Origin of the sequence: Shouchella rhizosphaerae (assembly GCF_036700015.1) — a bacterium.
Taxonomy (GTDB): Bacteria; Bacillota; Bacilli; order Bacillales; family Bacillaceae_D; genus Shouchella; species Shouchella rhizosphaerae.
In genome coordinates this window covers 2,368,107-2,394,262 of record NZ_CP144921.1, presented here as the reverse complement: position 1 = coordinate 2,394,262, position 26,156 = coordinate 2,368,107, and the positions used below count along the sequence as shown (strand labels likewise).

Annotated in this window: 29 protein-coding genes and 2 pseudogenes; 8 read left to right on the top strand and 23 right to left on the bottom strand. The window is 42.7% G+C overall.

Annotated features, from left to right (window positions below; genetic code table 11):
• The first annotated feature begins 209 nt into the window (after positions 1–209).
• The 3 genes from V5G21_RS11915 (at position 210) to V5G21_RS11905 (ending at position 4,122) form a co-directional block, all read left to right on the top strand.
• A complete protein-coding gene (locus tag V5G21_RS11915; RefSeq protein ID WP_063608217.1) occupies positions 210–1,553 on the top strand; it encodes a nucleotide sugar dehydrogenase in 1,344 nt (447 codons plus the stop codon).
• Positions 1,553–2,245 carry a glycosyltransferase family 2 protein gene (locus tag V5G21_RS11910; protein ID WP_063608216.1) on the top strand — a complete coding sequence of 231 codons (693 nt, stop codon included), beginning with the start codon at positions 1,553–1,555 and terminating at the stop codon, positions 2,243–2,245. The genes V5G21_RS11915 and V5G21_RS11910 overlap by 1 nt, the downstream gene beginning before the upstream one ends.
• Positions 2,246–2,418: 173 nt before the next feature.
• Positions 2,419–4,122, top strand: coding sequence for an IS1182 family transposase (locus tag V5G21_RS11905; RefSeq protein ID WP_338464787.1), 1,704 nt, complete (start codon positions 2,419–2,421; stop codon positions 4,120–4,122).
• 20 nt (positions 4,123–4,142) lie between these two features.
• On the opposite strand, the gene V5G21_RS11900 is transcribed toward V5G21_RS11905, so the two are convergent.
• From V5G21_RS11900 to V5G21_RS11885, 4 genes are read right to left on the bottom strand one after another with little or no spacing between them, the layout of a single operon-like run.
• Positions 4,143–5,048 carry a glycosyltransferase family 4 protein gene (locus V5G21_RS11900; RefSeq protein WP_338464786.1) on the bottom strand — a complete coding sequence of 302 codons (906 nt, stop codon included), beginning with the start codon at positions 5,046–5,048 and terminating at the stop codon, positions 4,143–4,145.
• A gap of 47 nt (positions 5,049–5,095) precedes the next feature.
• Positions 5,096–5,791, bottom strand: a complete 696-nt coding sequence (locus V5G21_RS11895; RefSeq protein WP_063608214.1) for a glycosyltransferase family 2 protein — start codon at positions 5,789–5,791, stop codon at positions 5,096–5,098.
• Between the two features lie 15 nt (positions 5,792–5,806).
• Positions 5,807–6,634, bottom strand: a complete 828-nt coding sequence (locus tag V5G21_RS11890; RefSeq protein ID WP_095316413.1) for a hypothetical protein — start codon at positions 6,632–6,634, stop codon at positions 5,807–5,809.
• Positions 6,631–7,611 carry a glycosyltransferase family 4 protein gene (locus tag V5G21_RS11885; RefSeq protein WP_304527707.1) on the bottom strand — a complete coding sequence of 327 codons (981 nt, stop codon included), beginning with the start codon at positions 7,609–7,611 and terminating at the stop codon, positions 6,631–6,633. The genes V5G21_RS11890 and V5G21_RS11885 overlap by 4 nt, the downstream gene beginning before the upstream one ends.
• Positions 7,612–7,813: 202 nt before the next feature.
• Here V5G21_RS11885 and V5G21_RS11880 point away from each other — a divergent pair, with 202 nt between their 5' ends.
• Positions 7,814–8,746 carry an SDR family oxidoreductase gene (locus V5G21_RS11880; RefSeq protein ID WP_073305560.1) on the top strand — a complete coding sequence of 311 codons (933 nt, stop codon included), beginning with the start codon at positions 7,814–7,816 and terminating at the stop codon, positions 8,744–8,746.
• Positions 8,747–8,989: 243 nt separating this feature from the next.
• On the opposite strand, the gene V5G21_RS11875 is transcribed toward V5G21_RS11880, so the two are convergent.
• The 18 genes and pseudogenes from V5G21_RS11875 to V5G21_RS11800 form a co-directional block, all read right to left on the bottom strand.
• Complete coding sequence (locus V5G21_RS11875) at positions 8,990–9,538, bottom strand: GNAT family N-acetyltransferase (protein ID WP_035205313.1); 549 nt, start codon at positions 9,536–9,538, stop codon at positions 8,990–8,992.
• Between the two features lie 14 nt (positions 9,539–9,552).
• On the bottom strand, positions 9,553–10,776 hold the full coding sequence (locus V5G21_RS11870) for an MFS transporter (protein ID WP_035205316.1): 1,224 nt from the start codon (positions 10,774–10,776) through the stop codon (positions 9,553–9,555).
• Between the two features lie 5 nt (positions 10,777–10,781).
• Positions 10,782–11,261: a tRNA (N6-threonylcarbamoyladenosine(37)-N6)-methyltransferase TrmO gene (gene tsaA, locus V5G21_RS11865; protein ID WP_011245362.1), complete on the bottom strand. Its 480-nt coding sequence runs from the start codon at positions 11,259–11,261 to the stop codon at positions 10,782–10,784.
• Positions 11,258–11,611: a hypothetical protein gene (locus V5G21_RS11860; protein WP_011245361.1), complete on the bottom strand. Its 354-nt coding sequence runs from the start codon at positions 11,609–11,611 to the stop codon at positions 11,258–11,260. The genes tsaA and V5G21_RS11860 overlap by 4 nt, the downstream gene beginning before the upstream one ends.
• 10 nt (positions 11,612–11,621) lie before the next feature.
• Positions 11,622–12,380, bottom strand: coding sequence for a class I SAM-dependent methyltransferase (locus V5G21_RS11855; RefSeq protein ID WP_084140090.1), 759 nt, complete (start codon positions 12,378–12,380; stop codon positions 11,622–11,624).
• A complete protein-coding gene (locus tag V5G21_RS11850; RefSeq protein ID WP_142237583.1) occupies positions 12,373–13,047 on the bottom strand; it encodes a hypothetical protein in 675 nt (224 codons plus the stop codon). Before V5G21_RS11850 ends, V5G21_RS11855 begins: the two co-directional genes overlap by 8 nt.
• 17 nt (positions 13,048–13,064) lie before the next feature.
• Positions 13,065–14,501, bottom strand: coding sequence for a coproporphyrinogen-III oxidase family protein (locus tag V5G21_RS11845; protein WP_063608207.1), 1,437 nt, complete (start codon positions 14,499–14,501; stop codon positions 13,065–13,067).
• Between the two features lie 11 nt (positions 14,502–14,512).
• On the bottom strand, positions 14,513–15,805 hold the full coding sequence (locus tag V5G21_RS11840; protein WP_073305558.1) for a radical SAM/SPASM domain-containing protein: 1,293 nt from the start codon (positions 15,803–15,805) through the stop codon (positions 14,513–14,515).
• Between the two features lie 61 nt (positions 15,806–15,866).
• Positions 15,867–15,998, bottom strand: a complete 132-nt coding sequence (locus tag V5G21_RS11835; RefSeq protein WP_011245356.1) for a hypothetical protein — start codon at positions 15,996–15,998, stop codon at positions 15,867–15,869.
• A 147-nt stretch (positions 15,999–16,145) separates the two neighbouring features.
• A complete protein-coding gene (locus V5G21_RS11830) occupies positions 16,146–16,346 on the bottom strand; it encodes a hypothetical protein (RefSeq protein WP_073305556.1) in 201 nt (66 codons plus the stop codon).
• Between the two features lie 43 nt (positions 16,347–16,389).
• A complete protein-coding gene (locus tag V5G21_RS21445; RefSeq protein WP_367618606.1) occupies positions 16,390–16,650 on the bottom strand; it encodes a glycerate kinase in 261 nt (86 codons plus the stop codon).
• On the bottom strand, positions 16,634–16,822 hold the full coding sequence (locus V5G21_RS11825) for a glycerate kinase (RefSeq protein ID WP_259405931.1): 189 nt from the start codon (positions 16,820–16,822) through the stop codon (positions 16,634–16,636). The genes V5G21_RS21445 and V5G21_RS11825 overlap by 17 nt, the downstream gene beginning before the upstream one ends.
• Positions 16,823–16,850: 28 nt before the next feature.
• Positions 16,851–16,895 (bottom strand): annotated as a pseudogene (locus tag V5G21_RS21440) (hypothetical protein); the annotation flags it as partial.
• A gap of 56 nt (positions 16,896–16,951) precedes the next feature.
• Complete coding sequence (locus V5G21_RS11820) at positions 16,952–17,218, bottom strand: glycerate kinase (protein ID WP_073305552.1); 267 nt, start codon at positions 17,216–17,218, stop codon at positions 16,952–16,954.
• A 180-nt stretch (positions 17,219–17,398) separates the two neighbouring features.
• Positions 17,399–17,950, bottom strand: a complete 552-nt coding sequence (locus tag V5G21_RS11815; protein WP_035205328.1) for a PepSY domain-containing protein — start codon at positions 17,948–17,950, stop codon at positions 17,399–17,401.
• Between the two features lie 218 nt (positions 17,951–18,168).
• Positions 18,169–18,894 carry a PepSY domain-containing protein gene (locus tag V5G21_RS11810; protein WP_073305550.1) on the bottom strand — a complete coding sequence of 242 codons (726 nt, stop codon included), beginning with the start codon at positions 18,892–18,894 and terminating at the stop codon, positions 18,169–18,171.
• Positions 18,895–18,972: 78 nt separating this feature from the next.
• Positions 18,973–20,328 (bottom strand): sensor histidine kinase, encoded by a 1,356-nt coding sequence (locus V5G21_RS11805; RefSeq protein ID WP_035205332.1) that lies wholly within the window; start codon positions 20,326–20,328, stop codon positions 18,973–18,975.
• 3 nt (positions 20,329–20,331) lie between these two features.
• A complete protein-coding gene (locus V5G21_RS11800; protein WP_035205598.1) occupies positions 20,332–21,018 on the bottom strand; it encodes a response regulator transcription factor in 687 nt (228 codons plus the stop codon).
• 342 nt (positions 21,019–21,360) lie between these two features.
• On the opposite strand from V5G21_RS11800, the gene V5G21_RS11795 reads away from it, so the two are divergent.
• The 4 genes from V5G21_RS11795 (at position 21,361) to V5G21_RS11780 (ending at position 25,504) form a co-directional block, all read left to right on the top strand.
• Positions 21,361–22,101 carry an SIS domain-containing protein gene (locus V5G21_RS11795; RefSeq protein WP_011245351.1) on the top strand — a complete coding sequence of 247 codons (741 nt, stop codon included), beginning with the start codon at positions 21,361–21,363 and terminating at the stop codon, positions 22,099–22,101.
• A gap of 84 nt (positions 22,102–22,185) precedes the next feature.
• Positions 22,186–22,896: a GntR family transcriptional regulator gene (locus V5G21_RS11790; RefSeq protein WP_035205335.1), complete on the top strand. Its 711-nt coding sequence runs from the start codon at positions 22,186–22,188 to the stop codon at positions 22,894–22,896.
• A 57-nt stretch (positions 22,897–22,953) separates the two neighbouring features.
• On the top strand, positions 22,954–24,306 hold the full coding sequence (locus tag V5G21_RS11785; protein WP_011245349.1) for a hypothetical protein: 1,353 nt from the start codon (positions 22,954–22,956) through the stop codon (positions 24,304–24,306).
• Between the two features lie 616 nt (positions 24,307–24,922).
• On the top strand, positions 24,923–25,504 hold the full coding sequence (locus V5G21_RS11780) for a 3D domain-containing protein (protein WP_082111774.1): 582 nt from the start codon (positions 24,923–24,925) through the stop codon (positions 25,502–25,504).
• A gap of 105 nt (positions 25,505–25,609) precedes the next feature.
• On the opposite strand, the pseudogene V5G21_RS11775 reads toward V5G21_RS11780, so the two are convergent.
• Positions 25,610–26,108: pseudogene (locus V5G21_RS11775) on the bottom strand (ROK family protein).
• Between the last annotated feature and the right edge of the window lie 48 nt (positions 26,109–26,156).

Below are 26,156 nucleotides of genomic sequence, written 5' to 3'. Positions count from 1 at the left end.
GTTCCGCACCTCTTGACTGCCAGGGCTCACATCTCGTCTCTCGCACTACTTTTATTCCATTCCCCACATAATTAATTGATTCCCGCATGGCCACACATCGACTTGCCTAATTCGTTCTCTGATGGAGCCAAATGCCGTTTCCGTTTTTTTGAACTGAAATAGAATGAAGAAGCCGCAAAAAGAATGGTGAGAAAGGAGCTAAAAACCAATTGCGTCCATATGAAAATCCGCAACTTTATGACCCCGTCCATACGAAAGTTGGCGTTATTGGTTTAGGATATGTTGGCCTTCCGCTTGCGCTGTTGTTTACAAAAAAAGGCTACCATGTTACCGGAATCGACATTGACGCAGACAAAGTCGCCTCGTTGCAACAAGCGTCGAGCTATATTCCCGATATTGAAAATAGGGAACTTGCTCAAATGTTGGCTACAAACAAGTTAACGTTTGCTGCTGATTATCAAGGAATCGAAGACTTGGATATTATTGTCGTATGCGTCCCAACACCGTTAGCAAACGATAACAAGCCTGATTTACGCTATTTAAAGCACGTAAGCGAAGCCCTTTATCCTAGACTGCAAAAAGAACAGCTCGTTATTGTCGAAAGTTCGACTTACCCTGGTACGACACGCGAAGTGATCCAACCTATTTTAGAAAAAAGCAATTTGATCCCTGGAAAAACGCTGCACTTGGCTTATTCGCCTGAGCGGATTGATCCAGGAAACAAATCGCTTGCGATTGAGGAAGTGCCTAAAATTATCAGTGGGCTTTCCGAGCAATGCCTCATGCGTATTACAGCCTTTTATGGGCGTGTGTTTAACACCATTGTTCCTGCCTCCTCACTGGAAGTTGCCGAACTTGCCAAGCTTTTAGAAAACAGCTACCGCTTTATTAATATTTCGTTCATCAATGAAATGGCGATGTTTTGCGACAAACTCGGCATTGATTTATGGGAAGCGATTTCGACAGCAACTACTAAGCCTTATGGATACCAGGCGTTTTATCCTGGCCCTGGGATTGGCGGGCACTGCATCCCGATCGACCCTTTATATTTATACTGGGTCGGCGCACAGCGTGGCTTCCATGCCCAATTTTTATCATTATCCGAGCAAATGAACCAGACGATAACCTCTTATGTTGTCGAACAGATTAAAAAGCTAGCTGAAACCAGCAAATCCATTTCCGATGCATCAATTGTGTTATGCGGGCTCTCTTATAAAAAAGATTCCAATGATGTCAGAACATCTCCTTCACTTGACATTATGAAGGCACTCATCCAACTTGGCGCCAACGTCAGTTATCATGACCCCCATGTTCCGGCGGTGGAAGTTGGACAAACGCTCTATTCTTCGCAACCACTCTCTCAGGAGTTGCTGGAAAATGCCGATCTTGTTGCCATTTTGACCGACCATTCCAACTTGCCAATAACATCGATTCTCGAACATGCAAAAGTGGTATACGACACAAAAAATGTGACAAAAGGGTATAAAGGCAAAGCAAAGACAGTCGTGTTAGGAGACGGGGGAACGAACTACCTAGCGGATGGGAAAAGCTAATGATTTCGGTCATTACATGCACAAACAGAAGCGACAATATGCAGACTGTATTTGACAACTATGTGCGCCAAACAATGAAGAACAAAGAGCTTATTGTCATCTTGAATCATAACAAGATCGATCTTAGCGTTTGGAAAGAGCAAGCAAAAGAACTGCCTCGCGTCTCCGTTTTCCAAGTGCCAGAGCACTTGTCTGTCGGTGAGTGCAAAAATATCGCCGCCGAAAAAACGGCCTACAGCCATATTGCGAAATTTGATGACGACGATTATTATGCACCACTCTATTTAGAGTCAGCATGGTCGGCCTTTGAAAAACAATGTGAGGCGGATATTGTTGGAAAAAGCAGCGTTTATTTCTATTTCCAAAAAAGCAAATGCTTAGGTTTATTTCCTTCTTTGTATGAAAATCAATTTGCAACACAAGTGGTTGACTCGACATTGGTATTTAAAAAAGAACTATTAAAAGACGTTTGCTTTCCTAAAATGAAAGTTGGTTCCGATAAAAAATTCCAAAAAGATTGCGCAGCAAAAGGATTTCGGATTTTTTCCACTGATCGCTATAACCATGCCGTGATCCGAAATGGAAATCCTAATTTCCATACGTGGAAAGCAACTGACGAGCAATTATTAAAGAAATGCACCAACCTTGTATACACGGACGATTACCAAGCATTGGTTTCCAGCCCTAGCTAAGTCTTCTAGGAAGACGGCTGTCAAAAATCACTATGGAGTTGTCCCAAAAGGTCATAGATAAATGACCTTTTGGGGTGGCTTTTTTGCATTTAGATAAAAAAGCACAAAAAACCGCCCAATCGTTTAAAATGAAGGTACCACTACCAAAATTCAAACGAAAGCAGGCGATTTTTTTGCGTAACCCAAAGGTCACTTTCCAAGAGTATACCATGAATCAACTCTATCTGCCTATGGATTTTTCCGATCTTATCCCCGAACATCATGTCGCGCGTGTGGTCAGTGACGTGGTGGATGGGTTGGATGACGATTTCTTTGTTCGCGCGTATGAAGGTGGAGGCAGACCCGCCTATCATCCGAAAATGATGACAAAGATTGTCCTATATGCGTATACGCAACGTTGGTTCTCGTGCCGAGCCATGGGACAAGCCCTCAAAGAAAACCTGCCGATGATGTGGCTCGCTGCTGGACAAGCCCCGAACTTTCGGACGATCAATCGCTTTCGCTCAGAACGTTTCCAATCGTTGATGGAAGGCCTGTATACCGAAATGACGCATCTCCTAATCGAGGAAGGCTATGTCGACTTGGAGGCGTATTTTCTCGATGGCACCAAAATCGAAGCGAACGCCAATAAATACTCGTTCGTTTGGAAAAAGAGCACGCTTTCCCACGAAGAGAAGCTTCAAATGAAAATCGAGGAAACGTTAGAGGTCATTCAAGAAGCGATTGCGTTGGATACCGAAACCTTCAAGCAGGAAGATGCCACGTTTGAACGGCAACGGATCAGCCACAAACGTCTTCAAGACGTCGTCACAAAGGTGGAAAAGGAACTGAATGCGATGGACCAAGCAATCGCAGTAGCCCCATCCAAAGAAGAAAAACAGGCCCACCAAGAAGCGAGCAAGCCACTACGAAAGGCCTACCGAAGCTTAACGAAAGACCATCTTCCTCGTTTGGAAAAATACGAAGAACAGATGGGCCTCTTTGGCGAGCGAAACAGCTTTTCTAAAACCGACCCAGATGCCATGTTCATGCGGATGAAAGACGATCACATGAACAATGGGCAACTCAAGGCAGGGTATAACTGGCAAGTGGCGACTCAAAACCAATTCATTCTTTACTACACGGTTCACCAAAACCCAACCGATACCCGTTGTTTGATCCCGCATTTTGAGCACTTTAAAGCGACAGGTCTGCCTTTGCCAAACTGGTTCATTGCCGATGCAGGCTACGGAAGTGAAAGCAATTATCTTTACATGGAAGAGCAAGAAACGGTCACATCGCTCATTCCCTACAACACCTATCGCCAAGAACAGAAACGATCCTTCCCAAAGCAAGCCTACCATCCGTATAACTGGTGGTATGACGAACACGAGGATGTCTATTGGTGCCCAAACAACCGGAAGGTCGCCTTTAAAGCCTATAGCCGACGTACCGACCGATATGGGTTCAAGCGCGACTTCAAGATGTATGAATGCGAGTCCTGTGAGGGGTGTCCGTTCAAAGCGGACTGTACGAGGGGCAAGGGGCCTCGCCAAATTCATTACAACCCCATCTACGAGGAGCTCAAAGCCAAAGAAGCGGCCAAACTACATAGTGAAAGAGGAGCCACACTCTACGCGCAAAGAAAAACGGACGTCGAGAGTGTATTTGGGCATGCCAAACAAAATCTCGGGTTTCGACGATTCCACCTTCGCGGGTTGGAAAAGGTGACGGTGGAGCTTGGTTGGCTGGGGTTGGCCCTCAATCTGAAGAAAATGGCGGGTCTTGCCCGCCATCATTCACCGAAATACCGATCCATCCAAATAAAGGGGAGTCGAGATCAAGTCAGATCTCGACTCCCCTTCTTCATTTTAAAGGCTTTTGGGACAACCTCATAGCTGTTAATCAGTGTCACCGCCTACTCTTTTAAGGATAAAAAGAATGTCTCCCACTCTTTTTTGCATCGCTCAAGTGTCCAATGGTTGACGACTGTTTTACGGATCGCCTTAGAGAACTGCTCCCTTTTTGCAGTGTTATCCATAAGTATCTTCACGCCCTTCTGAAAGGCATTCGCTTCTCTTGGAACAATGAATCCATTGGTATTGTTTTTAATGAGTTCTGGGACAATGCCGACTCGTGTGGAAATGATCGGCACCCCGCATGCAGCGGCTTCTAAAACAGGCAACGGAATATGTTCGGATGAACTCGAACAAATAAAACAATCTAATTGCTGGTAAAAATCAACCATTTTTTCACGAGGCACACGATCTTGGTACGTGCGTATATCCAGCTCTACATCTAGCTTCTCTAATCCTGCGGTAACGATGTCATACCCTTTCAGTTCTCGGTAATCTTGTTGGTCTATTCGCCCTACCCATCCTACTTTGAAACGATCGTTTTGCTTTTTAGGGACTGGGGGTTTAAATTGCTTTTCATTGATCCCCACTCTCGTTTTCTTAATTGGCACCAACGGCCCCAATAACGTTGCGATTTCGTCAGATCCGGTGTTTAAGCCACGAAACTTTTTTAAAAATTGGATGAATGCTTTTTTATCCCCATCGTTTTTCATATGGTTGTCAAGAATACGGATCGATGTCATCCCTGTTGCCATTTGATCGTATGGAATGGTTGTTAGTTTATGAAGCTTCCTCGCTATATTCACTGACATCGGGTAAAACAAATCATAGCGGCTTCGGTCGCCTGCTTTTACTTGGTTCACATATTTGAGGTGCAAGTTGATTTTTTCATACTGAAGAGACAATAGATCTTTTGCACGGTAGTCAAACGCCCAACCAGGCCCACCTGCGACTAACAAAATGTCCATCGTACCCCCCCTTTCAAGCCGACTGTATCACTTTCAGCACCTGCTATTTACATGCTATCGCCCTGTTTTTTAAAATAGGCAATGTGCTTTTCAAACAATTGGTCGATCCGATTGTCGTAATCTTTATCTTTTGTAATCGCAGTAGGGCCGCCCATTTTTTGGATCCAATTATCAGGCCGTTTAATCGCAATTATAGGCACTCCCTCTTTCGCGGCTTTACAGGCAATAAACGCATCCCTCATATTCTGATATGGAAAATCGCTCGGTTTGACAACAAAAGAACTGGAGTGCATGCATGACGTTCCCACTCCTGGAATGAGGACTTGGGAATCAACGTCTAAGCCTTTATAGGAAAGATGGGGATTCGTTTTGTTTTTAAATACTTGCTTAATAGGGGCTCGGTAATCAAAGCTCGAACCATGCACACAAGCAATAATGTTGTTGTTATGGGCCTTCATTAACGCCACCATTCGTTCAACATAGTTCACAGGGTAGATTAAATCGTCGTCTACGCAAAAATAGTAGCCTTGTGTTTGAGGATAGCCTCGAAATGCCATTTGTCCACCTAAGTTTTTGTTGGAAAAGGACAGTTTGATTTTGCTTTCTTTTTTTAAAAACGCCGGACAATCATTGGCTCCGTTTATATGAATGTACATAATGTCGCACTGTTCTAAAAGAGTCGGTATAATCTTTGGCAAATGGGAAAACCGACTAGGCAGTGCAGCCATGCCAATCGCAATCATGAACTTTCCCCTCTCTTAATGCTGTTTAAGCAGTTGTCCCAGCAAGTGGATTTCTTTGGTTGGCACCAAGTTCTTGATTTCTGTAAACAAACGATCCTGGTAAAAAGCCAATAGCGATTTTTTTAATGAATCGTACGGGGGAAGCTGGTGATATGGGTTCGTATGTCCTTGTTCCACATAATTTTTAAAATGGTCTGGCCCGTTTCGTAATATGCCTAAATGGAAACCATGATGAGGCCGATAATGGTGCTTATCGATGTCGCCAAAACCAATTCTTTTCTCCACTAAGTTATAGAGAAATTCTTCATCACGGATGCCCGTACGAAATGCTTCTTCAATTTTTTCTGGGCGCTCCAAGTAATAGGCAATTAAGGAATCCATTTTCTTATAATATTCCTTTGTTTTAATAAAATGGAGGCCTGTTAGCCGTTTTGACTGAGGGCGAATTTGATTGCTGTAAGGCAAGCCAATCTTTTGGCAATGCTCGATATGCCCCTCTAATAAAGGCGTGTTTTCTTTAATGATTAAAAAATCGACATCACCAATATAGACATAGTCAAATCCAGCAAATTCACTTGCTGGCAATAAAAAACGCCGTGCTTTGCCTTCATTTGCTAGCGATACTCGTTTTAACAATTTGGTTTCTTTGATTTCCACATTTTTCGATAATTGTTGTTTGATCCGTTCTAAGCTTGCGTGTTCATCCGTTGACAATTGGCCGTTCACAAAAATCTTGATAAAATAATCGGGATAGCTTTTTAGAATGCTATAAACGTAATAAGGGATGAACTTTTTGTAATTTCCGTACACGTAGGTAGTTACACACAACCGTTTCGAGCTCATGTCGATTCTCCTTTGCTTGGCTTTGGTTTAATCGCAAACAAGACTTCCAACCAATCGCCAATCGTCTTTTCAACTGTAAAATGGGCCACCATTTGCGCCCGCGCTTCTTGTTTCAGCTCTATCAAATAGTCCTTGTCTGCTTGCAGCTCTCGAATTTTGTTTGCAAAATCTTGTAATGCGAGGCTATCGATAACAAGCGACCGACATTTAGGACCTGCTACAGTTTTGACATAGCCTACATTTGTCGACAATACTGGCACGCCGCTCGCATAGGCTTCCATCGCTGGAGCTGGGCCCCCTTCGTTGGAAGAAGTGATTAGCAGCAAATCCAACTTGTTATAAAAGGAAGGCATCTTTTCTAACGGCACCGTAGCCGATCGGGTTGCTTCTATAAAAACAACATTTGGGTCATTAGCAAATGCGCGCACAAGTGCCTTGTATAATGTATGGTAATTTTTTACTTTACGCTTGTCATTTCCCACCCAGCCAATGACGATTTTTCCTTTATTATCAGCTGGCTTAGTCGGAGACGGGCAAAACCGCTCCGTATCCACAAATGGCCGGATAAAAGAAACGGTCTTATGAGGAAGCCGTTTTTTCACCTCGTATGCCAATTTAGGGCTGATCGCCCCGTACCTAGCTGCTTTCATCGTGCGCCGAAAAAAATCATGATTGGCTTTAAAGTGGTCGCTCCATTCCCGGTAGGCTTGGTGGTTTTTCGTCAGGTAATTATAGGATCCGATTTGAGACGAATCGACACGGATGCCAATAAAAGAAAGGGTCTGAGCGATCCCTAACCCCAATGCGGCGATGACGTCATAGGAAGAATTAATCGCGCTAGCCCCCTTTTCGGCTACACTTCCTTTCAGTTCTGCCAATGAACAAATGTCTAGAAAAGGATGATGTTGTTGAATCATTTTTGCTTTTGCTCCTAACACCCACCAATCATAATCGTATACGAGCAAGTGTCTGGCCACCTTAAGCGCTCCTTTGCTATTTTGGCCAGCTATGTTCATGCCTCCGGTCTGACCGATATTCTGATAACCCATCGTATGCCCAAAAGCTTTTTATTATGCGTTGCTGGCACGGTGAATCACGACTCCTGTTCAATTTTGGAAACACCGGATTTTTATTTGCATAAACTAAGAGGGATGTTTACCAATAGAAGGGGGTGTCCAAGTGGCAACTTACCTAATTACAGGGGGAGCTGGCTTTATTGGCTCTAATATTGCTAAAGCACTTGTGGCAAAGGGAGAGAAAGTCAAAATTTTAGACAATTTTAATACAGGAAAAAAAGACAACATCGCTGAATTTATAGATGAGATTGAAGTCATCGATGGCGACTTTACAAACGAGAAAACGGTCCAATCTGCGTTAAAGCAGGTTGATGTTGTTTTTCATCAAGGAGCGATTCCGTCTGTGCCGAAATCGATTCAAAACCCGATTGAATCGAACCATGCCAATGTCTCTGGTACGCTTCAGCTCTTGCAAGGTGCGGTTGAAGCAAGAGTAAGTCGATTTATTTATGCGGCATCGTCATCCGCTTATGGGGACTCGGAAACATTGCCTAAACATGAACAATTGCCTGGCAACCCTATGTCCCCCTATGCGGTCAGCAAATACACAGGCGAGCTTTATTGTAAAGTTTTCTATAACCTTTATGGTTTGGAAACCGTTTCGCTTCGCTACTTTAATGTCTTTGGCCCTCGTCAAGACCCCAATTCCAAATATGCAGCCGTTATCCCAAGCTTTATAAAGGCAATGCTAAACGACAAACCACCGACTATTTTTGGCGACGGCACACAATCACGTGACTTTACGTTTATTGACAATGTCGTTGCTGCCAATTTATTAGCAGCCAATGCCCCTAAACTACAAGGAGAATCGGTAAACATAGGGGGAGGAGCCAGCATTGACCTCAACTCCCTGGTAGATGAAATCAATGTACTCTTAGGCAAACAAATTCAGGCAAATTATGGGTCTGAACGGCCAGGGGACGTAAAACATTCCCTTGCCGATATCCACCTTGCCGAAAAGCTCATTGCCTACCGCCCTACCGTTTCATTTCAGGAAGGATTAAGACAGACTGTCGAGTGGTTTAAACACCACTGACTAATCGCTGAGCCTGTCAATGAGCATTCCAATAAAGCTGAGTCAATTTAAATGCTGGTCACATGTAGGTGTGCTTTACTAAGTTCCTTGGATACTAGGAATACGTTTTTATGTATCGGCTTGTTAAACGGATGCTTGCGCAAATGTGGCCCTAACGGATAACATCAAAAAACAGCACCCAATGGAGGTGCTGTTTTGCGTGGCGATTTGTCGGGAAAAAGTACTGCCACCGGAAGCATGCGCCTATTTTATCTTTTCGACTTCCTTGCCTAAATCGTACCTTCCTAGATCCATGGATGTGTCATTGATTTTTCCATAATAGTGGACATCGACAAAGCGGCCATTTTTAAAAACGGCCTCTTTGCGGACACCTTCACGTTCATAGTGGCCTTGTTCCATCATCGCCAAAACCCGTTCGTTAGTGGCCAGCACTTCCGCTTCAATGCGCCTTAACCCAATGTCGTTAAAGCATATATGTTCAAGTTGGCGAAGAACTTCTGGCCCATATCCCTTTCCCCAAAAAGCAGGCTTAATCATAATCCCTAATTTGCACGTACGATTCACTCCATGGATATCGTGGATTTGCGCAATGCCAACTGCTTCTTCAGCCATAATTTTAAAATGCTTTTGCGATTTATTCGTAATCCAAGACTCCAATTTCCCTTTAAGGAGCAAGCGGCTTTGCGGGTAGTTATATCCCAAAATAGCGGTTTGAAATACCGCTTCATCATTGTACATTTCATCAACCAATTCAATGTCTTCCATATTCAAAGGCTGTAGAGCCAGTTTCATCTTCTCCACTCCCTTTAGCTAATTCTTTCAAGCGTAGTGGTCGCTTCCTGGTTAAATGGATGGAACCAATAGCGTACGATCAACGCTAATGATAAAATACACAGCAAGGCGAACACGATACGGATATGAATAAACTCTGCCGCCACACCACCGATTAAACCAGCAACAGGCAACGTCGACTTGCTTAGCATTAAAAACAGTCCGTTGACTCGGCCAATTAAATCATCAGGGACAATTTGCATCCTTAATGTTTTATTAACGACATTAAAAATAATGATCGGCACTGTATGAACCATCATCGCTAGGCCTAGCGTCACCCACCCTGTGCTAAGCGAAATAATGCCAATGCCGCCGCTGCTGACCATTAAGCATACGAGGAGCATCCGGTTCGTTCGTTTGAATGTTTTCGTAATCAATGGAATAAAAAACGTCAGAAGCACTTGCGAGACGGCAGCGATCGTATAAATAAGGCCCGTCTGTGATGAATCCAAAGCCAATGTATCTCTTGCAAAAAAGACAAGCAAGGCGACAACGACGGCATTGGAAATGTTGACTAACATCATAATCAAAAGAAGCGGTTTAAGAATTTCATGGTTTTTTACGTAGCTTGCTCCTTGAACTAGATATTTCCAAGAGCTGCCGCCAGCAATCTTTTTAATGTTTTCTTTTTTGATTCGGTAAAACAAGACAACGGCGCAAATGATAAAAAACGAAATAGCGTCAAAAAGCAACACCGTAAAACCGCCGAACATGCTAATCAACATCCCTGCCAAAGCACTGCCAAACAGCAGCGAAGTGGAGTCAAGGAACTGAAATGACGAATTCACGTTCACAATTTTATCTTTTGGAAACATTGACGGAATGATACTGTTTAATACAACGCTAAACACCGCTCCCCCACAAGCAATAAAAAATCCGCAAACAAAAATCCAGATAATCGGAATTTGGCTAACTGCTGCGTTTCCAATGACAATTGTTAACAAAAAGAACCCTTGTAAAAAAGCAGAAAGAAACAGCAACAACTTATGGGAAAAGCGATCCGCCAACAGCCCTGCCAATGGGGAGACGAACAAAAAAGGAATCGTCTCTAGAAAGAACATGACTCCCATATAAAAAGAGGAGCCCGTTAATTCGTAAATGATCCATGGCATGGCAATCAAATAGAGCTTATCGCCTATTTTCGAGACGAGCGACCCGAAAAAAAAGAGAATGAAATTACGGTTTGCTAATAGCTTCAACTGCTTCAATCCTTGTAGTAGTTTTTCATCAACTCGGTGATCCACCCCGGTTGCCTAACTTCACCAATCGGGCCAAACTCGTTGACATAGGGCTTAATGTCAATGACAGGGGTGCCATCGATCGCGTCTAACGCTTTTACAGTTAGCTTATTTCCGTTCATTTCCAACAACGCACATCTAGACACACCAATTGCGTTCGGCCTGCCTTTCGCTCTTTGCGCAAATATGCCGACGCTTGGCCAGTCTGTATTATTGCGTGGATGGCGGTCTTGGTAGACAATTTTGTTTTGGTCCACTTGATCCATGTGGAAGACGATTTCCAAATGGGAAAAAGAATCTAGTCCTTTTAAGGCAGAAAGGGGAATCTTCTCGTCCACAACAATTTCGCTAATGACGGAGCCCCAATGGTCATCAGTCATTTCAGTCCGCGGCGAACGGACGTGGCCAATGTATTCTATCGTTGTCGTTTGCTTTTTGCCTGTCATGTCCACACCTCGTCTCGAATCAGCAAATAGCCTCTTTCAATCTTTTGTACACAGATGAAAATCTCTTCTTCCTGACACCCTTCACAATAAGCAATCACTTGCTTCATTTTTGGCAAAAGCGCTTCTAGTTTTTCAGATGAATGGCTTTGTTTGCAAACCATTTTGACAATTGGAGCAGGACAAGGGTTCATCAGCCAATCTTGTTTATAGGCGTGCTCAATTTTGTTCCATAGTACCCAGCAATAGTCTGCGGGGATCGCCAACTCTTTTGTGACCGTGTTGGCGATTTTGCCTAGTAACTCTTCATTTGAGGGACAGTCAAGCGGCGAATGAATTGTAATCACTGGCATCCCTTTTCCCTCATTTCGTCAGAAGGAACATTGCTGTCCTTACAGGAATGTAAAAATCATCTTCTCGTTTTTCAATTCCCATCGTCTTTAAAAAATGGGCAGGTGCTTGTTCCAATTTAGCGCGGATTTCACGCTCTGCTTCCCAACCAGAAGAAGCAATTTCACACCACCGTTTGATGCTGATGCCTCCTGGCTTTTCGCTTAAATCGCTAAATCCTTCTACTACTGTTAGGTCTTCGTGTGTAAAAAGGTTGAGCCATTCTTGGTAAGAGTAGCTTTTAATATGCGTTTCGTCGTGGAGCAGCTCCAATTCATGATTGAATTGGTCAACTTGTTTGTCTTCATACCCTTCCAAGTCAATAATCGCGATTGTTCCACCTTTTTTGGTTACTCGTTTCATTTCTTTTATCGCTAACGCGATATCGGTAAAATGGTGGGCTGCCAGCCGCGTTACGACAATGTCAAATTGCTCCGAGTCAAAAGGCAAGTCCTCAGCGTAAGCGCAAACGGTTTTAACGCTTTTTCCTTTTGTAGCAGCAAGCTTTTCAACATTGGCCAACATAGATTCAGAAGGGTCAACACTCGTCAATGAGTGGGGTGCAAGCGCCAACCCCAAATGGCCCGATCCGCATGCAACATCACAAATCGCTTTGTCATGCACCTCTCCTAACAGCATCTTTAACTGGTCAATCGAAGGACTTGCTTTGTGGACCTCGCTATTTAAAAAATTGTCTGCGATTTGGTTAAACCGTTGGGCACTTTTATTCATGAATCGATTTTCCTCCTCCTACTAGGCGAACAAGACGGGCAATTGGCCCTTCCGCCTCACTGTTCATTGGATTGAGCGAGTGTCCCAATCCTTTTAAAATCAATGTTTCGACTGGCGCTGCGCTGTTTATACAGCTTCTCACAGTTTGGCTGTACTTCGCAGGCGCGATCAAATTAGCAAGGCTTATATTCTCACCAAACGCAATGTAATCCTCGCTTCCATATACAAGACTGATCGCTTCAACTTGTTCGGCAACAGTAACCGGCTCATCAACATACAAACCAATTAACACTGCTGACGAAGGGCTTGTAACGCTTTGCAGCTTCTCTAAAACGAGGTTTGCTCCTAATGACATCCCTATAAACGTAAGGCCACACGCAGGGTGTGCTGTTTTAATCCGTTGGTAAACCGCACTTAAACGCGACGCCCGATCGCGATACTCTTCGTCTGATATGCTTTCTCTGCGGTTGACCCGGTCAGGAAAATCAAACCGGCAGACACCGATTTTTTCTTCGACCAAACTTGCTTCCAATTGGTCGTATAGCTTCCGCTCTCCTTCAGCGCCTTCTTCATCGAATTTTCCCATTTGCCCCGATTGGACAATCAAAACGATTTTTTTAGAACGAAAAGGGATGTTCTCGTGCAATCGATATCTGGTTGAATTCATTTCCATGTGATATCGCCTTACTTATGGCAAATTTCCGAAGAAAATTGCCCAATTTGCCCGTGGAAATAGACAGAGATGATTTCTTCATGCAGCGCTTCCCCTTCAAGGGTAGGCAACAAGCGGTCGTCATCCAGTTTCATTAATAAATTACTTTCGAGCAATGATCGAATGACTCCTGCATAAGGTTCGTCATTGATCAAGTCGACATGAAACTCTTTTTGATAGCGGCTCAACTGAATTGGTTGGTTTGACTTGTAATTAAACCCTAATGAAGTGGAAATCGCTTCATTTCCCGTTAGCATCCTGCCAAAAGAAGACGGTGATTCATCGTTTTCCATCCGTTCCACGTAGCGATTAATATCGCTAACATTATGGGTTTGCAAAATAGTGCCTTCCTTATCATTTAGCCAGCCATATACGCCTGGTCCGTAGGCAATCATGGAGTCATAGCGCTCCCATTTATTTTTCGAAATTTGTGGAATATTCCCTTCAGGATACGTGTTTTTTCGACTCCACCATCCGCAAGGGCTAGGCTCATAACCATACTTGAGGAACACCTTCAAAATCTCCTCGCGCATTTGATATGTTTGCTCCAATGTCGGAAATAGCCCCTCAGCTTCCATCTTTTCCCTCACACGGTCATTATTCCATAATGACACATTGCCAATCCCCATCTTTTGCCTATCGGCATTGCGCAAACGGTAAATCGTAATCGTCGGCACACCCATATCGCAGAGCACTTCTATATCACGGGCAACACTGTTCGCTGTTTGGTGAGGCAACCCAAAAATAATATCGACATTGAACGGTTTGTTAGACAAAAGCAACTTGTTAATCGCATCAATTGACATTTTTCTGTCATGTTTGCGGCCGACCGCTTTAATCACATCGTCTTCCAATGATTGCACACCCATGCTAAAGCGGTTAAATCCCATTTCTAGCGCCTGTTCAATTTCATCGCCCTGGTAATTGTCTGGATTTCCCTCGAGTGATATTTCACAGTCATTCGCGATCGTGTAATGTTCCCTAATGTGTGCAACAATCTTTGCCAGTTGATGCGGTTTCATCAGTGAAGCAGTCCCGCCGCCTAAGTAAATCGATTCAATCTTTGCTTTCGTTACCCAAGGCGCTTGTCCAATCGTGCTGGTTGATTCTTTAATTAAAAGGTTTACCCACCGATCGAGCACTTCTTCTTCTTTCCCATTTTGAGGCAAATACTTTTTCACGTAATTGCAAAAATAACAGATGTAGGAACATAAAGGCACATGAAAATACAATGTTGCTGGCTTGTTTGCGCCATCAAAGTGGTTATACAAATCAGCCAACGCTGCTCCTTCAATTGTTTCCCCGAAATTAGCAGTTACATTAATGTTATAATTATTGTGAGAAATTTGCAATTCAGGATGCCTCTTAAGCAATTCGCCTACATTCAATTCCGTTTGATTCAGAGCCATCTGTACTCCCCCTATTGGTCAATTTGCAATTGCAATTTGTAACCTGCTCGCTTCCTCTCTTCCCAGTAACGGTTTGCCTCGAGCATAAAGCGCTGTAAATATTCGGTTGCCCCACACCCAAGCTTGTCGCCAGAAACATTCTTTGCCAGTGGCGGGCAACGGAACTGGCACCAAATGCCTTCTTGGTAAACATCACAACTTTGGCATCCTGCAAATTCATCAAATGTAATGCTACGAAACTCGTCAAAGCCTTGTTCCCATATGTCTTTAAAAGAATGATCTCGTAAATTGCCTGCTTTGTAATCGTCGTTGCTCATACAATTGCTGCAAGGGTAAACATCTCCAGCACTGTTAATGTAGGCAATCGTCCTTCCACATTTCTCTTGGTTTGTTTCTCGTTCAACTTTCTGGCAAAACTTAACCGTTTCTAAACTAAACATCCGCGTCGCTTCAACTGGTTCACTAGCAGGTGGTTTCTCAAATTCGGGCTTGCTGAAACGATCCATGCATTTCTTATAAATGGCAATTGATTTATTAACGAGTTCCGGCGGCAACAAGATGTCGGGATGCATAAGCGCTCGGCCAATTGGATGGGTTTCGAGCCATTGCGGGCGCGGATAGCCGTTTTGGGCACACCATTCAAAAATTTCCTCAGCGTCATCTAAGTTATAGCGATGGACAGAAATCGCTGTCCTGAACGCATGTCCATACTTTTTCATCCATTCAAACTTTTGCCTCAGTTTCGGAAAATCCATTCCCCCTCGAATCGTCCGCTCTGGATCAGCGGTATCAAAACTAATGAAAAAAGACGTATTTGGCGCTAGCGCCGCCAGCTTTTCTTCTGTAATGAGAAGGCCATTAGTAAAAACTTGTGTATAAAAAGGCTTTGTTCTCGCGTAGTTGATAATTTCCACCGCATCTCGATGAGCGAAAATTTCTCCCCCGCTTAAAAACAGTTGGAGAATGCCAGCGTCTGCAAGTTGGTCAATCGTCTCTTTGATTAACTCGGTTGACATCTCATTTGGCCTTTTGTACGCCGAGTTAGCGTAACAATGCTTGCAGCGCAAGTTGCATAAATTCGTTGTTTCAATAAACGCAATCGCAGGCGCGCTTAAATGAAATTTATTTAAATCGACTAACGGGTCAGGGATTATGTAACGATTTAAAGCTGTGAGGTCAATGCGCTCACCTTTATTAAACCGGTCGAATTCCGCCTTGGCCGCCTCTTCAAAAAAGTGAACCTTCCCAGTCGGCAACAGCCCGACAATCCCTCCGTCGTTTACTTGATACGGAATCATTACCATTAAAACCACCACCCACTATGTTAATGGGAGGCGCTGTTGCACCTCCCGAAGGCCAATTAAATTAATTGAGTTCCATGTCTTCTAATTTCACGCTACCTGTCCCTGCTCCAACCACAGCTAGTGTGATACCGTCTTTTGGTTGCTCTTGGTCCAAGCGGATTCGTTTTAAGTTGCTAGATGATTTCTTTTTCATCGCCATCCCTCCTCCCTCGCGGTTTAAAACATAATAATTATGTTTGCTCAGGTTATTCTGCTTCCCCAACAGAACCCCTGCTTCTTTGCAATAGATTCATGTTGGGAAATGTTTTTATTACTATTTCACTAGGCTGAAACCCTCATTTTAGACAAATTTACTAATAGAGCCATCACCAGTACGTATTGAAAAATATGAATGATTAACCCAAAATAAACCAATGCCAGTAAGCAGCTCAAAAAGAAATAAGTCATTCGCCTTAAAACTCGGTTTTTCTTCAAAATAAATTAAAAGCGCTTTAGAACTAATTGGAAAAGTTAAACAATCATTAAGAGCAACCATTGTCATAAACAACAACACTTGTGGTTGAAGCCTTTTGCTAGCTCTAAAGCTAACAATGGCGGGACAAGTATGACCGCTCTATGTAAAGGTGTGCGCTCATACAAATAGCAATCAGGAAAAAGATCGTCAAGGATTCTGAAATGTCCCTTACACGGACGCTAGTTGTTTCCACGATTCGTTCTGCCAAATTTTGAAGACCACGATCCAATAAATCAATTTGCATCTGGGATGCGCCTTTTTGCGCCCCAAAAATACGGGCAACCCTATTTTTTCCACATAAGACGTTATGCCAATTACAAGCAACATCTATGGGGATATAAGCTAGACCGGTCTATGCCACTAAGGTCAATGGCAGCAATAGATGGCAAAACAACAGCCCCCTTCCTTGCGTCGAATACCGATCCAGTTTGATCGAAAAAACGAATGCCTAACGCTTGTCCCATCCCTATGCCCATCACTAATGCCTGAATCGCCACAGCCAACAAGGATACGCTCCGCCCCAAAATCGAGGGCTTTTTTGATCAATTCCCCTACACCAAATGATGACGTGAACAACGGGTTCCTCTTCTCTCTCGGTACATGTTTCAACCCCGCAGCTTAAGCAATTTCAATCACAGCCGTACGTTTCTCACCAGTGCCAAAAAACCAAATATCGCTTTCACCTGTTGGTTTATTGGTCCAGTCACCTCAGCTGAATGCAATGTGCCGTCCGTCCACGCTACCATCGTTTCTGTAAACCCTTCCCCTCCATCGAATAAAGGGACAGAGATCACCTTCGCCTCAGGCAAAGCCCAAATAATTCCCTCCTTCATGTTGGCAGCGACATGTTCTGCGCTGACACTCTCTTTAAAGCCTGATGGAGCCAAGACAATATTCATAAGTGATCACTCCTAACTTTTATAAACCAAGAATAAACAGCAAAAAATAGAAAGCGCTGTGAAGTATATGAAGAGACAATTATAAAACGGTTTTATTTTGCTTAAAAACCGATATAGAGCAACAAAAAAAGCAGCTAGGCATAATGCCTAGCTGGTCGTATAAGTGTGGTTTATTATAATTTAGTCATCCATCTCCACTTCTAAGACTTCTCCGCTTACAGCAGCAATGTCAATGGTTGTTTCATCATTCTTGCTGGTTTCGACTTCGATTTCATACACATACTGCCCATCCTCTTTATCCAATTCCACTTCCGATACGGTACCATCTACTTCTTCAAGGGCCCGTTTGATGGCTTCATCGGTGGAAAGCGCATCAGCTGGCAGTTTGCTGCCTTCGTCGTCATCGTCGTTATCCTCGTCGTCTATGCGCTCACTTTTCCTTTGTTTGACCTCGCCCGTATCAGCAGCAATGTCAAATTCATATTCTTGGCCATCTTTGTGGATTTCTACTTCATAGTGATCTTCCCCGTCATCACGATCTCGCTCCAATTGCAGAATATGGCCGCCTCCTGTTTCACGAATGGCAATCTCCTCTGCTTCTTTATAAGTGATGCCTGACTGATTCTCTGCCTTTTCATTCGCTAATACGGCATCACTGCTCAAAGCGTATCCACCCAACGCAAGCCCACTGATCAAAACGGTTCCCGCAAGCACCAAATTCATTCGTTTCATCATGTTCCACTCCTTTGTTGTTGTTATGTTTATCATAAGCAACAAAGATTAAAACAAAGGAAAGGAAAGATTAGAAAACAATGAGAATCTCTTTAGAATGTGTTTGGTCATTGAACAATGATTAACCTAGTGTCACACAAATGTTTCTAGCCCTACCTTTCTGTCTAGTGTCAACCAAGTCGTTAGTGAAAACGAACTTTCTGCATTGACGGTCTTTTCTAATCATCATCGTCACGGCCTTCAATAGCGACGCTCTCAATCGCCCCGGTAAATGCATTGACGACAATTGTTCCTTCTTCGCGGTCTGTTTCAATTTCAATCTCATAGACAAGCAAACCATCTTCTTCATCTAATTCACTGTCGACAACCGTTCCATTCAACTCCTCTAAAGCAATTTGCTTTGCCTCTTCGACGGAAATTTGCCCCCCAGTTTCAACTGGTTTTTCTTTGGAACGTATGACGTCACCGTTACCCCCGTCAATGTCCACTTCGATTTTTTGGCTGTTCTCTTTTATTACAATCACTTTATAAACGTTCCTTTTCTCATCATAATCGATTGACTCAACTATGCCGTTCCCTTCAGTAGCGGCAATTTTTTCAGCGTCTGTTTGTGGAATTGGCTCCTGATTCTCTCCATCATTGGGGTGGTTGTCATTGTTCTTCTTATCTTGTTGAAGCTGCTCAATCTTTCCAGTCCCTCCATCAACAAAAAGCACATACGTATTGGCGTCTTCCTCTAGTATAATTTTATATTGCTCTTTTCCCTTGGCGTGCGTCAGTTCAGAGGAGACAATGTTGCCGTCATATTTGGTACTTACTGTTTGCCTGACTTCCTCTTCCGTCAAAAGCGGGTCATTTGTCCCCATTACGATCGTAGTAGTACCAAATACAGCTGCTGTGGTAACGACAACAATGCCTATTACCCAATACCATTTCCTTTTCATAGCCATCCTCCTCCCTTCTCATTTTCCCCCAACTTTATTACAGCTACAGGAAAAAGACATTAAAATCTGCTGAGAAGCTCAGTGATTTAGGTGCAACGGAAGATAAACAGTTGCGGTTGTCCCTTCGCCCTCTTTGCTTACAAGCTCGATCTTTCCATGATGGGCGTCCACGATTCGCTTAGCAAGCGGCAGTCCTAAACCAGTTCCACCTGTTCCCCTTGTGCGGGACTTATCCACGCGGTAAAAGCGATTATACACGTTGTCTAATTCATCTTTCGGAATGCCTATGCCCCTGTCTGTTATTGCGATTTGTGCTTCGGCTTCAACTGAGGCAACCGTGATTTTGACAGGCGCGGCGCTGTATTTGATGGCATTGTCCAATAAAATAAACAGCAGCTGCTTTATTTTTTGGGGGTCGCCGTGCAATTCAACTTTGTTTGTGGCTGCATCTACAATGATTGACCGTCCAAATGCTCTCTCTAAATTTAGCGCAGATTCCCTTGCCACTTCCACTAAGTCGATTTTTTGGCAATCAATTTTAAACTGCGACTCATCTTCGGCCAAGAGCAACATTTGCTGGGCCATCTCCTTCATGCGGACAGATTCTGAGTAAATGGCCTCTACCGCTTCTTCCAAAACCTCAGGCTTTTCCTTCCCCCACCTTTTCAACAATTTGGCATAACTTTCTACGACCGTTAATGGCGTTTTTAGCTCGTGGGAAGCGTCGGAGACAAATTGTTCTTGTTTTTTATAATTGGTTTCAAGCAAATCCATCATTCGATTAAACGTTTGCGCCATTTTGGTCAGTTCGTCATTTGACTTCTTTTCAAACGCGATACGTTTAAATGTGCCACGTTTTTGGATTTCCTCCATTGTCTGGATCATGGCAGCAATCGGATTAACAATCAAATTGCTTAAGACGCGCCCGCCTATAAAAGAAGGAATTACAATCATTAAGGTGGCGATCGCCAAAATGACTTGCAGCACTCTGAGCGTATTCTCCATAGTCCCCTGTTTTTCCGTTAGTTCAAGGGACACTACTTCTCCATTCTCCCAAATGACTGGATGAGCTGCTACAGTATACAATTCCCCCTCTATGCGGCGCATTTCGCTCTGTTCCCCTTCACGGTAAACCGTAGGTAGCTCTGTCATCTCTCGACTTCTCGCTACGTCAAGCAAACTTTTTCCATCTTCCGATATGATCCGAATCATCGAATCGGCAGGCAAATAAGCTCTTAGAAAGCGAGACATATCCATACTGGCATCAGCGGTGTGCAATGCCTCGGCCATATTATCCATTTGTGTTTCAGCACGCTCAACTGCTTCATTCTCTATTGTTTTTTGGAAAACGACATAAATCGTCCCATTTGCCGCCAACACTAATAAAAGCAGCCAAATAGTGGAGAACAAGGTAATCCGGTTTTTAATATTCATCGCTCATTCCTTCATCGTATAGCCAACTCCCCGGACCGTATGGATGTATGGCTTAGAAAAGTGTGTGTCAACTTTTTTGCGTAAATAGCGTATATAAACATCGACAACGTTCGTTTCTCCGTAATAATCGTATCCCCAAACGTGCTCGATGATCTGTTCGCGGCTCAGTACTTGGCTTTTATGAGAAACAAGAAAAACGAGCAAGTCAAACTCCCTTGGCGTCAATTCTATCGGCTTAGATTCTCTTGTGACTTCCCTTGTTTGCACATCGATTGCCAAATCGCCTAATTCGTACCGCTCCTCTTTTTGCGAAGCCTTGTAAGCCACTGACATGCGCAAACAGGCACGAATCCTCGCAAGCAGCTCTTCAATTTCAAAAGGTTTTGTAATATAATCATTTGCCCCTAAATCGAGGCCGCTAACTTTATCAGGCAATGAATCGCGTGCTGTTAGTAAAATCACTGGCGTCTTACTTATGCTACGGATGCGCCTCAACACTTCCATTCCGCTTAATTCAGGAAGCATGACATCGAGGAGCACCAAGTCCCATTGCCCTCTTTTAAAAGCTTCTAACCCAGAAAATCCTGTCGATGCTGCTTCTGTTTCATACCCTTCATGTTCAAGTTCTAACTGTATTAGTCGGGCAATCTTTCTTTCATCCTCAATAATCAAGATTGATTCTCCGCTCATTCGCTCCTCCGTTTCTTCCTGTTCCATCCCTCTTTTCTGATAGGATACTCGAACCAGCCAGTTTTTATAAAATCATAGCACAGGAGGGGACAATACAAAAGGCAAGCCAAATTAGGCGTTTTGCCCTTATTATGCCTGTCCTTTCTCACCACATTGCGCTGACCTTTTCGCGCTTATGTCCGTTCGTTTACTAACTATTACAGCGAAATAACGCTATTCCTATTCCCTTACAGAATACTTGTTGCCAATTCTTCTTAACGTATTTCCATTAAAACCTTTCTATTGACTTGTCAATACAACTTGTTATAACATGTATGTATAACAAGTTAGGAGGAGAAATGAATGGAAACAAAAGCGGAAATTACACGGTACTTGGATTATTTGACTGAAACATGGAAGTCTGTCACCGAAAACGAAATTGACCACATTAATCAAGCTGCTGAGTTCATTTTTAATTCTTGTAAAGATGGAGGCCGTTTTTATGTGTTTGGATCTGGCCACTCACATATGATTGCCGAAGAAATCTATATTCGTGCCGGTGGGTTAGCCTATGTAAAAGGAATATTACCTCCAGAATTAATGTTGCATGAAATGCCCAATAAAAGTACTTATCTAGAAAGATTGGATGGATACGCCAAAAGCATTCTAAATCTATACAAAGTGGATGAAAAGGATACGTTAATGGTCGTTTCGAATTCTGGAAGAAATAATATTCCTGTAGAAATGTGTTTGGAGGCAAAGAAACTAGGAACAAAAGTGATTGCATTGACATCAATGGACCATGCAAAGAATGTGTCTTCTCGTCATTCCTCTAATAAAAAAATACATGAAATTGCAGATGTGACGATTGATAATCATGCTCCTAAAGGAGACGCTGCCTTTCAAATGCCTGGTGTCAAAGCAGGACTAGGACCAACCTCTGACTTCACAGGAATAGGCATTGCCCAAACGATTATCATCGGTGTCATCCACAAGTTAAAAGAAGCTGGATTGGATGTTCCTGTATTCCAAAGTTCCAATTTAGATGGCGCAGACAAATATAACGATCACCTATTTGACACTTACTACGGTTACTGGAAGTAATCCCTTCTCCTTCTCAATTTTCAAGTAAAATGAACATACATGTTATAATAAGATGTATTAAATTTTCTTTAAGGACTGAAAAGGATGAAGGAAGCATTACCGAAATATCAAGTTGTAAAAGAATATATATTGGCGCAAATAAAAAAAGGGGTTTATTTGCCGCATCAAATTATTGAATCAGAATTAGAATTGATGGAAAAGCTGAATGTCTCAAGAATAACCATTAGAAGAGCGTTAGAGGAATTGGTGCATGATAAAGTATTGACAAAGAAAAAAGGGGTGGGCACATTTGTGAACCCCCTTCCTAAATACACGGGTTTTAAACCAGGTGTAAGCTTTACTTTGGAAGCAAAAAACAGAGGGATGCGACCCTCCACCGAACTATTACAATTAACAAAAGTGTTTGCTGATGATAAACAGGCAGAGGATATGCAAGTGGCAATTGGCGATCCATTATGGCTAGTTGAGCGGATCCGATATGCAGACAATATCGCCGTATCTTATGAGTTAGAGTATTTTGATCATCACTTGGTGGGCGATCTTACAGGAGAAATATGCAACCATTCGATTTATGAATTTTTAGAAAAAAAGGGCCTTGAATATGAGTTTGTTGATCAAAAAATTTCTGCTGTGTTAGCTGATGAGACTTCCTCAAACCATTTAGGTGTTCCTATAGGGTCTCCGCTCATATCAATTAAAAATATTGCTTGTTTAAAAAATGGCAAACCGTTTAATGTTGGCTTTGCTTTATATCAAACCGATTCCTTTTATTTAATGCATACGATTTATCGATAACGACAAAATGGCCCCAATCAAGGATTAAGCTTTTCTTTCGTAAAGGAGAATCATACGATGAAAGTAATATTGGTGTGTAGCGATTACCAAAAAAAGATGTTTCCATATGATAAAGAATGGCAAACGGCTAGTCTAGAAATTTTAAACACGCCTAATATTATTCGGCAAATCGACTTTTTTCTACAAAATGGTATACAGCCAAATGATCTATATGTGTATCTAGCCTATCAGCAAAACCAAGTGATTCCCCTTCTTAAACAATACGAAGGCATCCATTTAGGTAAGAATTATAAAGACTTCCGAGAATTTCTTTCAGCATATGTCTCCACCTTTGATGATCAAACACTTATTGTGAAATCTGATTATGTGTTTGTCAATGAAGATCTCCATCAAGTGATAAACCACCAAGATACAGACTTTGTATTGTTAACCGAGAAACAGGAAAGTACGAAAGCCATTTGTGCAAAAGTGGCAAATGAAAAAATCACTTATTTTTTAGGACATCCCCGAGATCATTATGTGACACATGAAGTTGCTGGTATCTATTGTTTAAGCAAACAAGCATTAGATTATGTTATTCATAGTTCAAATGGGTTTGATAAAAGAATTTCTGGTTCTATGATACCTGATCAGTTTTATATTGAAAACGGCTTGAATCAATTTATTGAATCCGGAAATCAAATCAAAAGTGTCATTGCTCAATATAACGTATTTCAACTATTGTTTCCGTGGAGTATTCTCGATGCCAATAGTTATCATCTGAATCGATTAGTCGATCTCCTTTCAGAAGAGTCTATTAGCTCCAGTGCGAAAATCGAACCATCTGCTTCTATAAACGGGAAATTGAAGATGGGGGAAAACTCCTATATTGGAAAAAATGTAATTATTAACGGAAATGTTGTTATAGGCGAAAATGTTGTAATCGACAATGGCGCCATTCTAAACGGCAATATCCTCATTGGAGATCATTCGTATGTAAAAGATTATGCAAAGATTGAGGGACCAACAGTAATTGGGAAAGAAAACAAATTTGGTCACAATGCAGAATTCAAGGGCGTTTCTATGAAGGGTGTCTCTGCCATTCATTATAGTGAAATGTTTGGTGTGATTGGACGTTACGTAGATATTGCGGCAGCATGCGTATGCGGCATTTTGAGATTTAATGATACAGAACAACCTCATAAAATCTCTGGCCAAACTTACACAGCAAAAAATTCAAACGCCGTATTTATAGGAGACTATACCCGTACAGGCATCAATAATGTATTTTTGCCAGGAAATAAAATCGGTAGTAATTCCGCGTTATACCCTGGCTTAATTGTTGAAAAGGACGTACCTCATGAAACCATCGTGCTCAAAAAACAAGAAACCGTTGAGCGGCATTGGGGTCCAAACAAATACGGTTGGTAAAGTTCTTGAAACACCTCTTTTGTTAAGCAACCGACTAAATTAAAATGGGAATAGCCTACTAGCATTACAAAAGCATTACAAGTCATAATTGAATGGCTATAACGCTTATACGGCAAGTGATATTCCTGTAATCTAACTTACTTGATTATGCCCAACTGATCTCCATTCGGTTGGGTTTATTTTCTCTTAAAAGGACTATTGAAAAACACACGCGGCTTTGTTTCTATGGCTTTACAATGCCTGTTCATTTTCCGTTTAAATAGAGAGCAAGTCTCACATCTACTTAAACGAGCCTACCCCGTTTATGAGAATTCTCCTGCCCCGAATTTTCTCATCGAATTGAAACTTCCAATCTTGCATTTCACCCCATTTATAGTCTCCCCTACCCTACACTATTATTCTGACTTTTTTGTTGATTACTAGCTATTACAGCGAAATAACACTATTTCTATTCCCTTACAAGTAGATTACTTGTTGCCAATTCTGTTGAAAACGGCTTTTGCTTTCTGTATAGTGTGTACTTGCGAACACAACATCCCCTTTTTAACTCGTTATGTTCTAAAACAAACAAACTAGTGTTGGGGGATTCACTAGTTGAATAAGGAGAGTGCAAGACATGAAAAAACTAATCGCTTCACTTGCAGTAGTCGGCTCAATACTTATTGCTTCTCCTGCTTTTGCTTATGAAGTACAAAGTGGAGATACGCTAAGCAGCATCGCTAACAATAATCAAGTTTCAGTAACGGCATTAATGGAGGCCAACCCGCAAATTTCTGATAAGAATCTAATTTTTGCTGGGCAAGAGCTAAATATGCCAGGAGCTGAAGAAAGCAACGAACCGCAATTGAAAGGCGAGACGGAAACAAATGAACAAGCTCCTTCTGAAACCGAGTCCAGCCCGAAGGAAGCTTCAACGACTTTGACTGTTGAAGCAACTGCCTATACCGCCAGTTGCAATGGTTGCACAGGCGTTACCTATACAGGAATTGATTTAAATGCGAACCCCAACCAAAAAGTAATCGCAGTTGACCCTAATGTGATCCCTCTTGGCAGCAAGGTCTATGTTGAAGGCTATGGTGAAGCCATTGCCGCAGATATTGGCGGAGCTATTAAAGGCAATAAAATTGACGTGTTTATCCCTAATGAAAGCGAAGCTTTACAATTCGGCCGTCAAGAAGTAACCGTCCACGTCTATTAAACAAACGAATGGGCGCCTGATGGCGCCCATTAACGTTTATCTGCTAAATAAATAACAAGGCTCTTTAGCGTTTATATACATAATCTCAAACTCGTTTTATCGTCACTATTGCCCCTGTTGTTGCATGAAATGGTGCATAGCGCCAATGAGATTGGCGTTTCCTTGGAAATGGCAACGTGCAAAGCGTGGCATTTGCAGGGTGTAGCCGGAAAGCTGGTCTATCAATTGCATATAGGCATGGCGGACACCGTCCAATAAATCATTACGTGCTGAAATGCCGCCGCCAAGCAATATTTTTTTTGGATTGTAGACATAGTGGACATTGTGGATACCTGCCGCTAAACAAAAGTAAAAAGCATCGATCGCCTTTTTTGCAGCATGATCGCCTGCTTCATAAGCAGCAAACACATCACTTGCGGTTAAACGATCCCCTTGCTGACCTGTCCAGTTTGCGTAGCGACGGACAATCGCAGAAGCGGAGGCCATCTTTGATCAACGCTCCGCCAATGCCTGTGCCAATCACGATTACAGCCACACCCTTGCAGTCCACGCCGTTCCCTTTCCACACTTCAGCTAATGCGGCGCAACAAGCATCATTCTCAATCGAGACGGCCAGTCCAGTCGCTCGCTCAAGTTCTTGTCGGAAATGGCC

What these genes read in the sequence shown, in the direction of transcription:
- V5G21_RS11800 (WP_035205598.1), bottom strand. Translation starts at nt 21,018, where the DNA reads ATGAGCGGAGAATCAATCTTGATTATTGAGGATGAAAGAAAGATTGCC.
- V5G21_RS11830 (WP_073305556.1), bottom strand. Translation starts at nt 16,346, where the DNA reads ATGACAATGGTTGCTCTTAATGATTGTTTAACTTTTCCAATTAGTTCT.
- V5G21_RS11810 (WP_073305550.1), bottom strand. Translation starts at nt 18,894, where the DNA reads ATGAAAAGGAAATGGTATTGGGTAATAGGCATTGTTGTCGTTACCACA.
- V5G21_RS11820 (WP_073305552.1), bottom strand. Translation starts at nt 17,218, where the DNA reads ATGAATATTGTCTTGGCTCCATCAGGCTTTAAAGAGAGTGTCAGCGCA.
- V5G21_RS11785 (WP_011245349.1), top strand. Translation starts at nt 22,954, where the DNA reads ATGAAAGTAATATTGGTGTGTAGCGATTACCAAAAAAAGATGTTTCCA.
- V5G21_RS11815 (WP_035205328.1), bottom strand. Translation starts at nt 17,950, where the DNA reads ATGAAACGAATGAATTTGGTGCTTGCGGGAACCGTTTTGATCAGTGGG.
- V5G21_RS11845 (WP_063608207.1), bottom strand. Translation starts at nt 14,501, where the DNA reads ATGGCTCTGAATCAAACGGAATTGAATGTAGGCGAATTGCTTAAGAGG.
- V5G21_RS11875 (WP_035205313.1), bottom strand. Translation starts at nt 9,538, where the DNA reads ATGAAACTGGCTCTACAGCCTTTGAATATGGAAGACATTGAATTGGTT.
- V5G21_RS11855 (WP_084140090.1), bottom strand. Translation starts at nt 12,380, where the DNA reads ATGAATAAAAGTGCCCAACGGTTTAACCAAATCGCAGACAATTTTTTA.
- V5G21_RS11790 (WP_035205335.1), top strand. Translation starts at nt 22,186, where the DNA reads ATGAAGGAAGCATTACCGAAATATCAAGTTGTAAAAGAATATATATTG.
- V5G21_RS11840 (WP_073305558.1), bottom strand. Translation starts at nt 15,805, where the DNA reads ATGGTAATGATTCCGTATCAAGTAAACGACGGAGGGATTGTCGGGCTG.
- V5G21_RS11850 (WP_142237583.1), bottom strand. Translation starts at nt 13,047, where the DNA reads ATGAATTCAACCAGATATCGATTGCACGAGAACATCCCTTTTCGTTCT.
- V5G21_RS11900 (WP_338464786.1), bottom strand. Translation starts at nt 5,048, where the DNA reads ATGGACATTTTGTTAGTCGCAGGTGGGCCTGGTTGGGCGTTTGACTAC.
- V5G21_RS11910 (WP_063608216.1), top strand. Translation starts at nt 1,553, where the DNA reads ATGATTTCGGTCATTACATGCACAAACAGAAGCGACAATATGCAGACT.
- V5G21_RS11780 (WP_082111774.1), top strand. Translation starts at nt 24,923, where the DNA reads ATGAAAAAACTAATCGCTTCACTTGCAGTAGTCGGCTCAATACTTATT.
- V5G21_RS11890 (WP_095316413.1), bottom strand. Translation starts at nt 6,634, where the DNA reads ATGAGCTCGAAACGGTTGTGTGTAACTACCTACGTGTACGGAAATTAC.
- tsaA (WP_011245362.1), bottom strand. Translation starts at nt 11,261, where the DNA reads ATGACAGGCAAAAAGCAAACGACAACGATAGAATACATTGGCCACGTC.
- V5G21_RS11805 (WP_035205332.1), bottom strand. Translation starts at nt 20,328, where the DNA reads ATGAATATTAAAAACCGGATTACCTTGTTCTCCACTATTTGGCTGCTT.
- V5G21_RS11860 (WP_011245361.1), bottom strand. Translation starts at nt 11,611, where the DNA reads ATGCCAGTGATTACAATTCATTCGCCGCTTGACTGTCCCTCAAATGAA.
- V5G21_RS11835 (WP_011245356.1), bottom strand. Translation starts at nt 15,998, where the DNA reads ATGAAAAAGAAATCATCTAGCAACTTAAAACGAATCCGCTTGGACCAA.
- V5G21_RS11895 (WP_063608214.1), bottom strand. Translation starts at nt 5,791, where the DNA reads ATGATTGCGATTGGCATGGCTGCACTGCCTAGTCGGTTTTCCCATTTG.
- V5G21_RS11795 (WP_011245351.1), top strand. Translation starts at nt 21,361, where the DNA reads ATGGAAACAAAAGCGGAAATTACACGGTACTTGGATTATTTGACTGAA.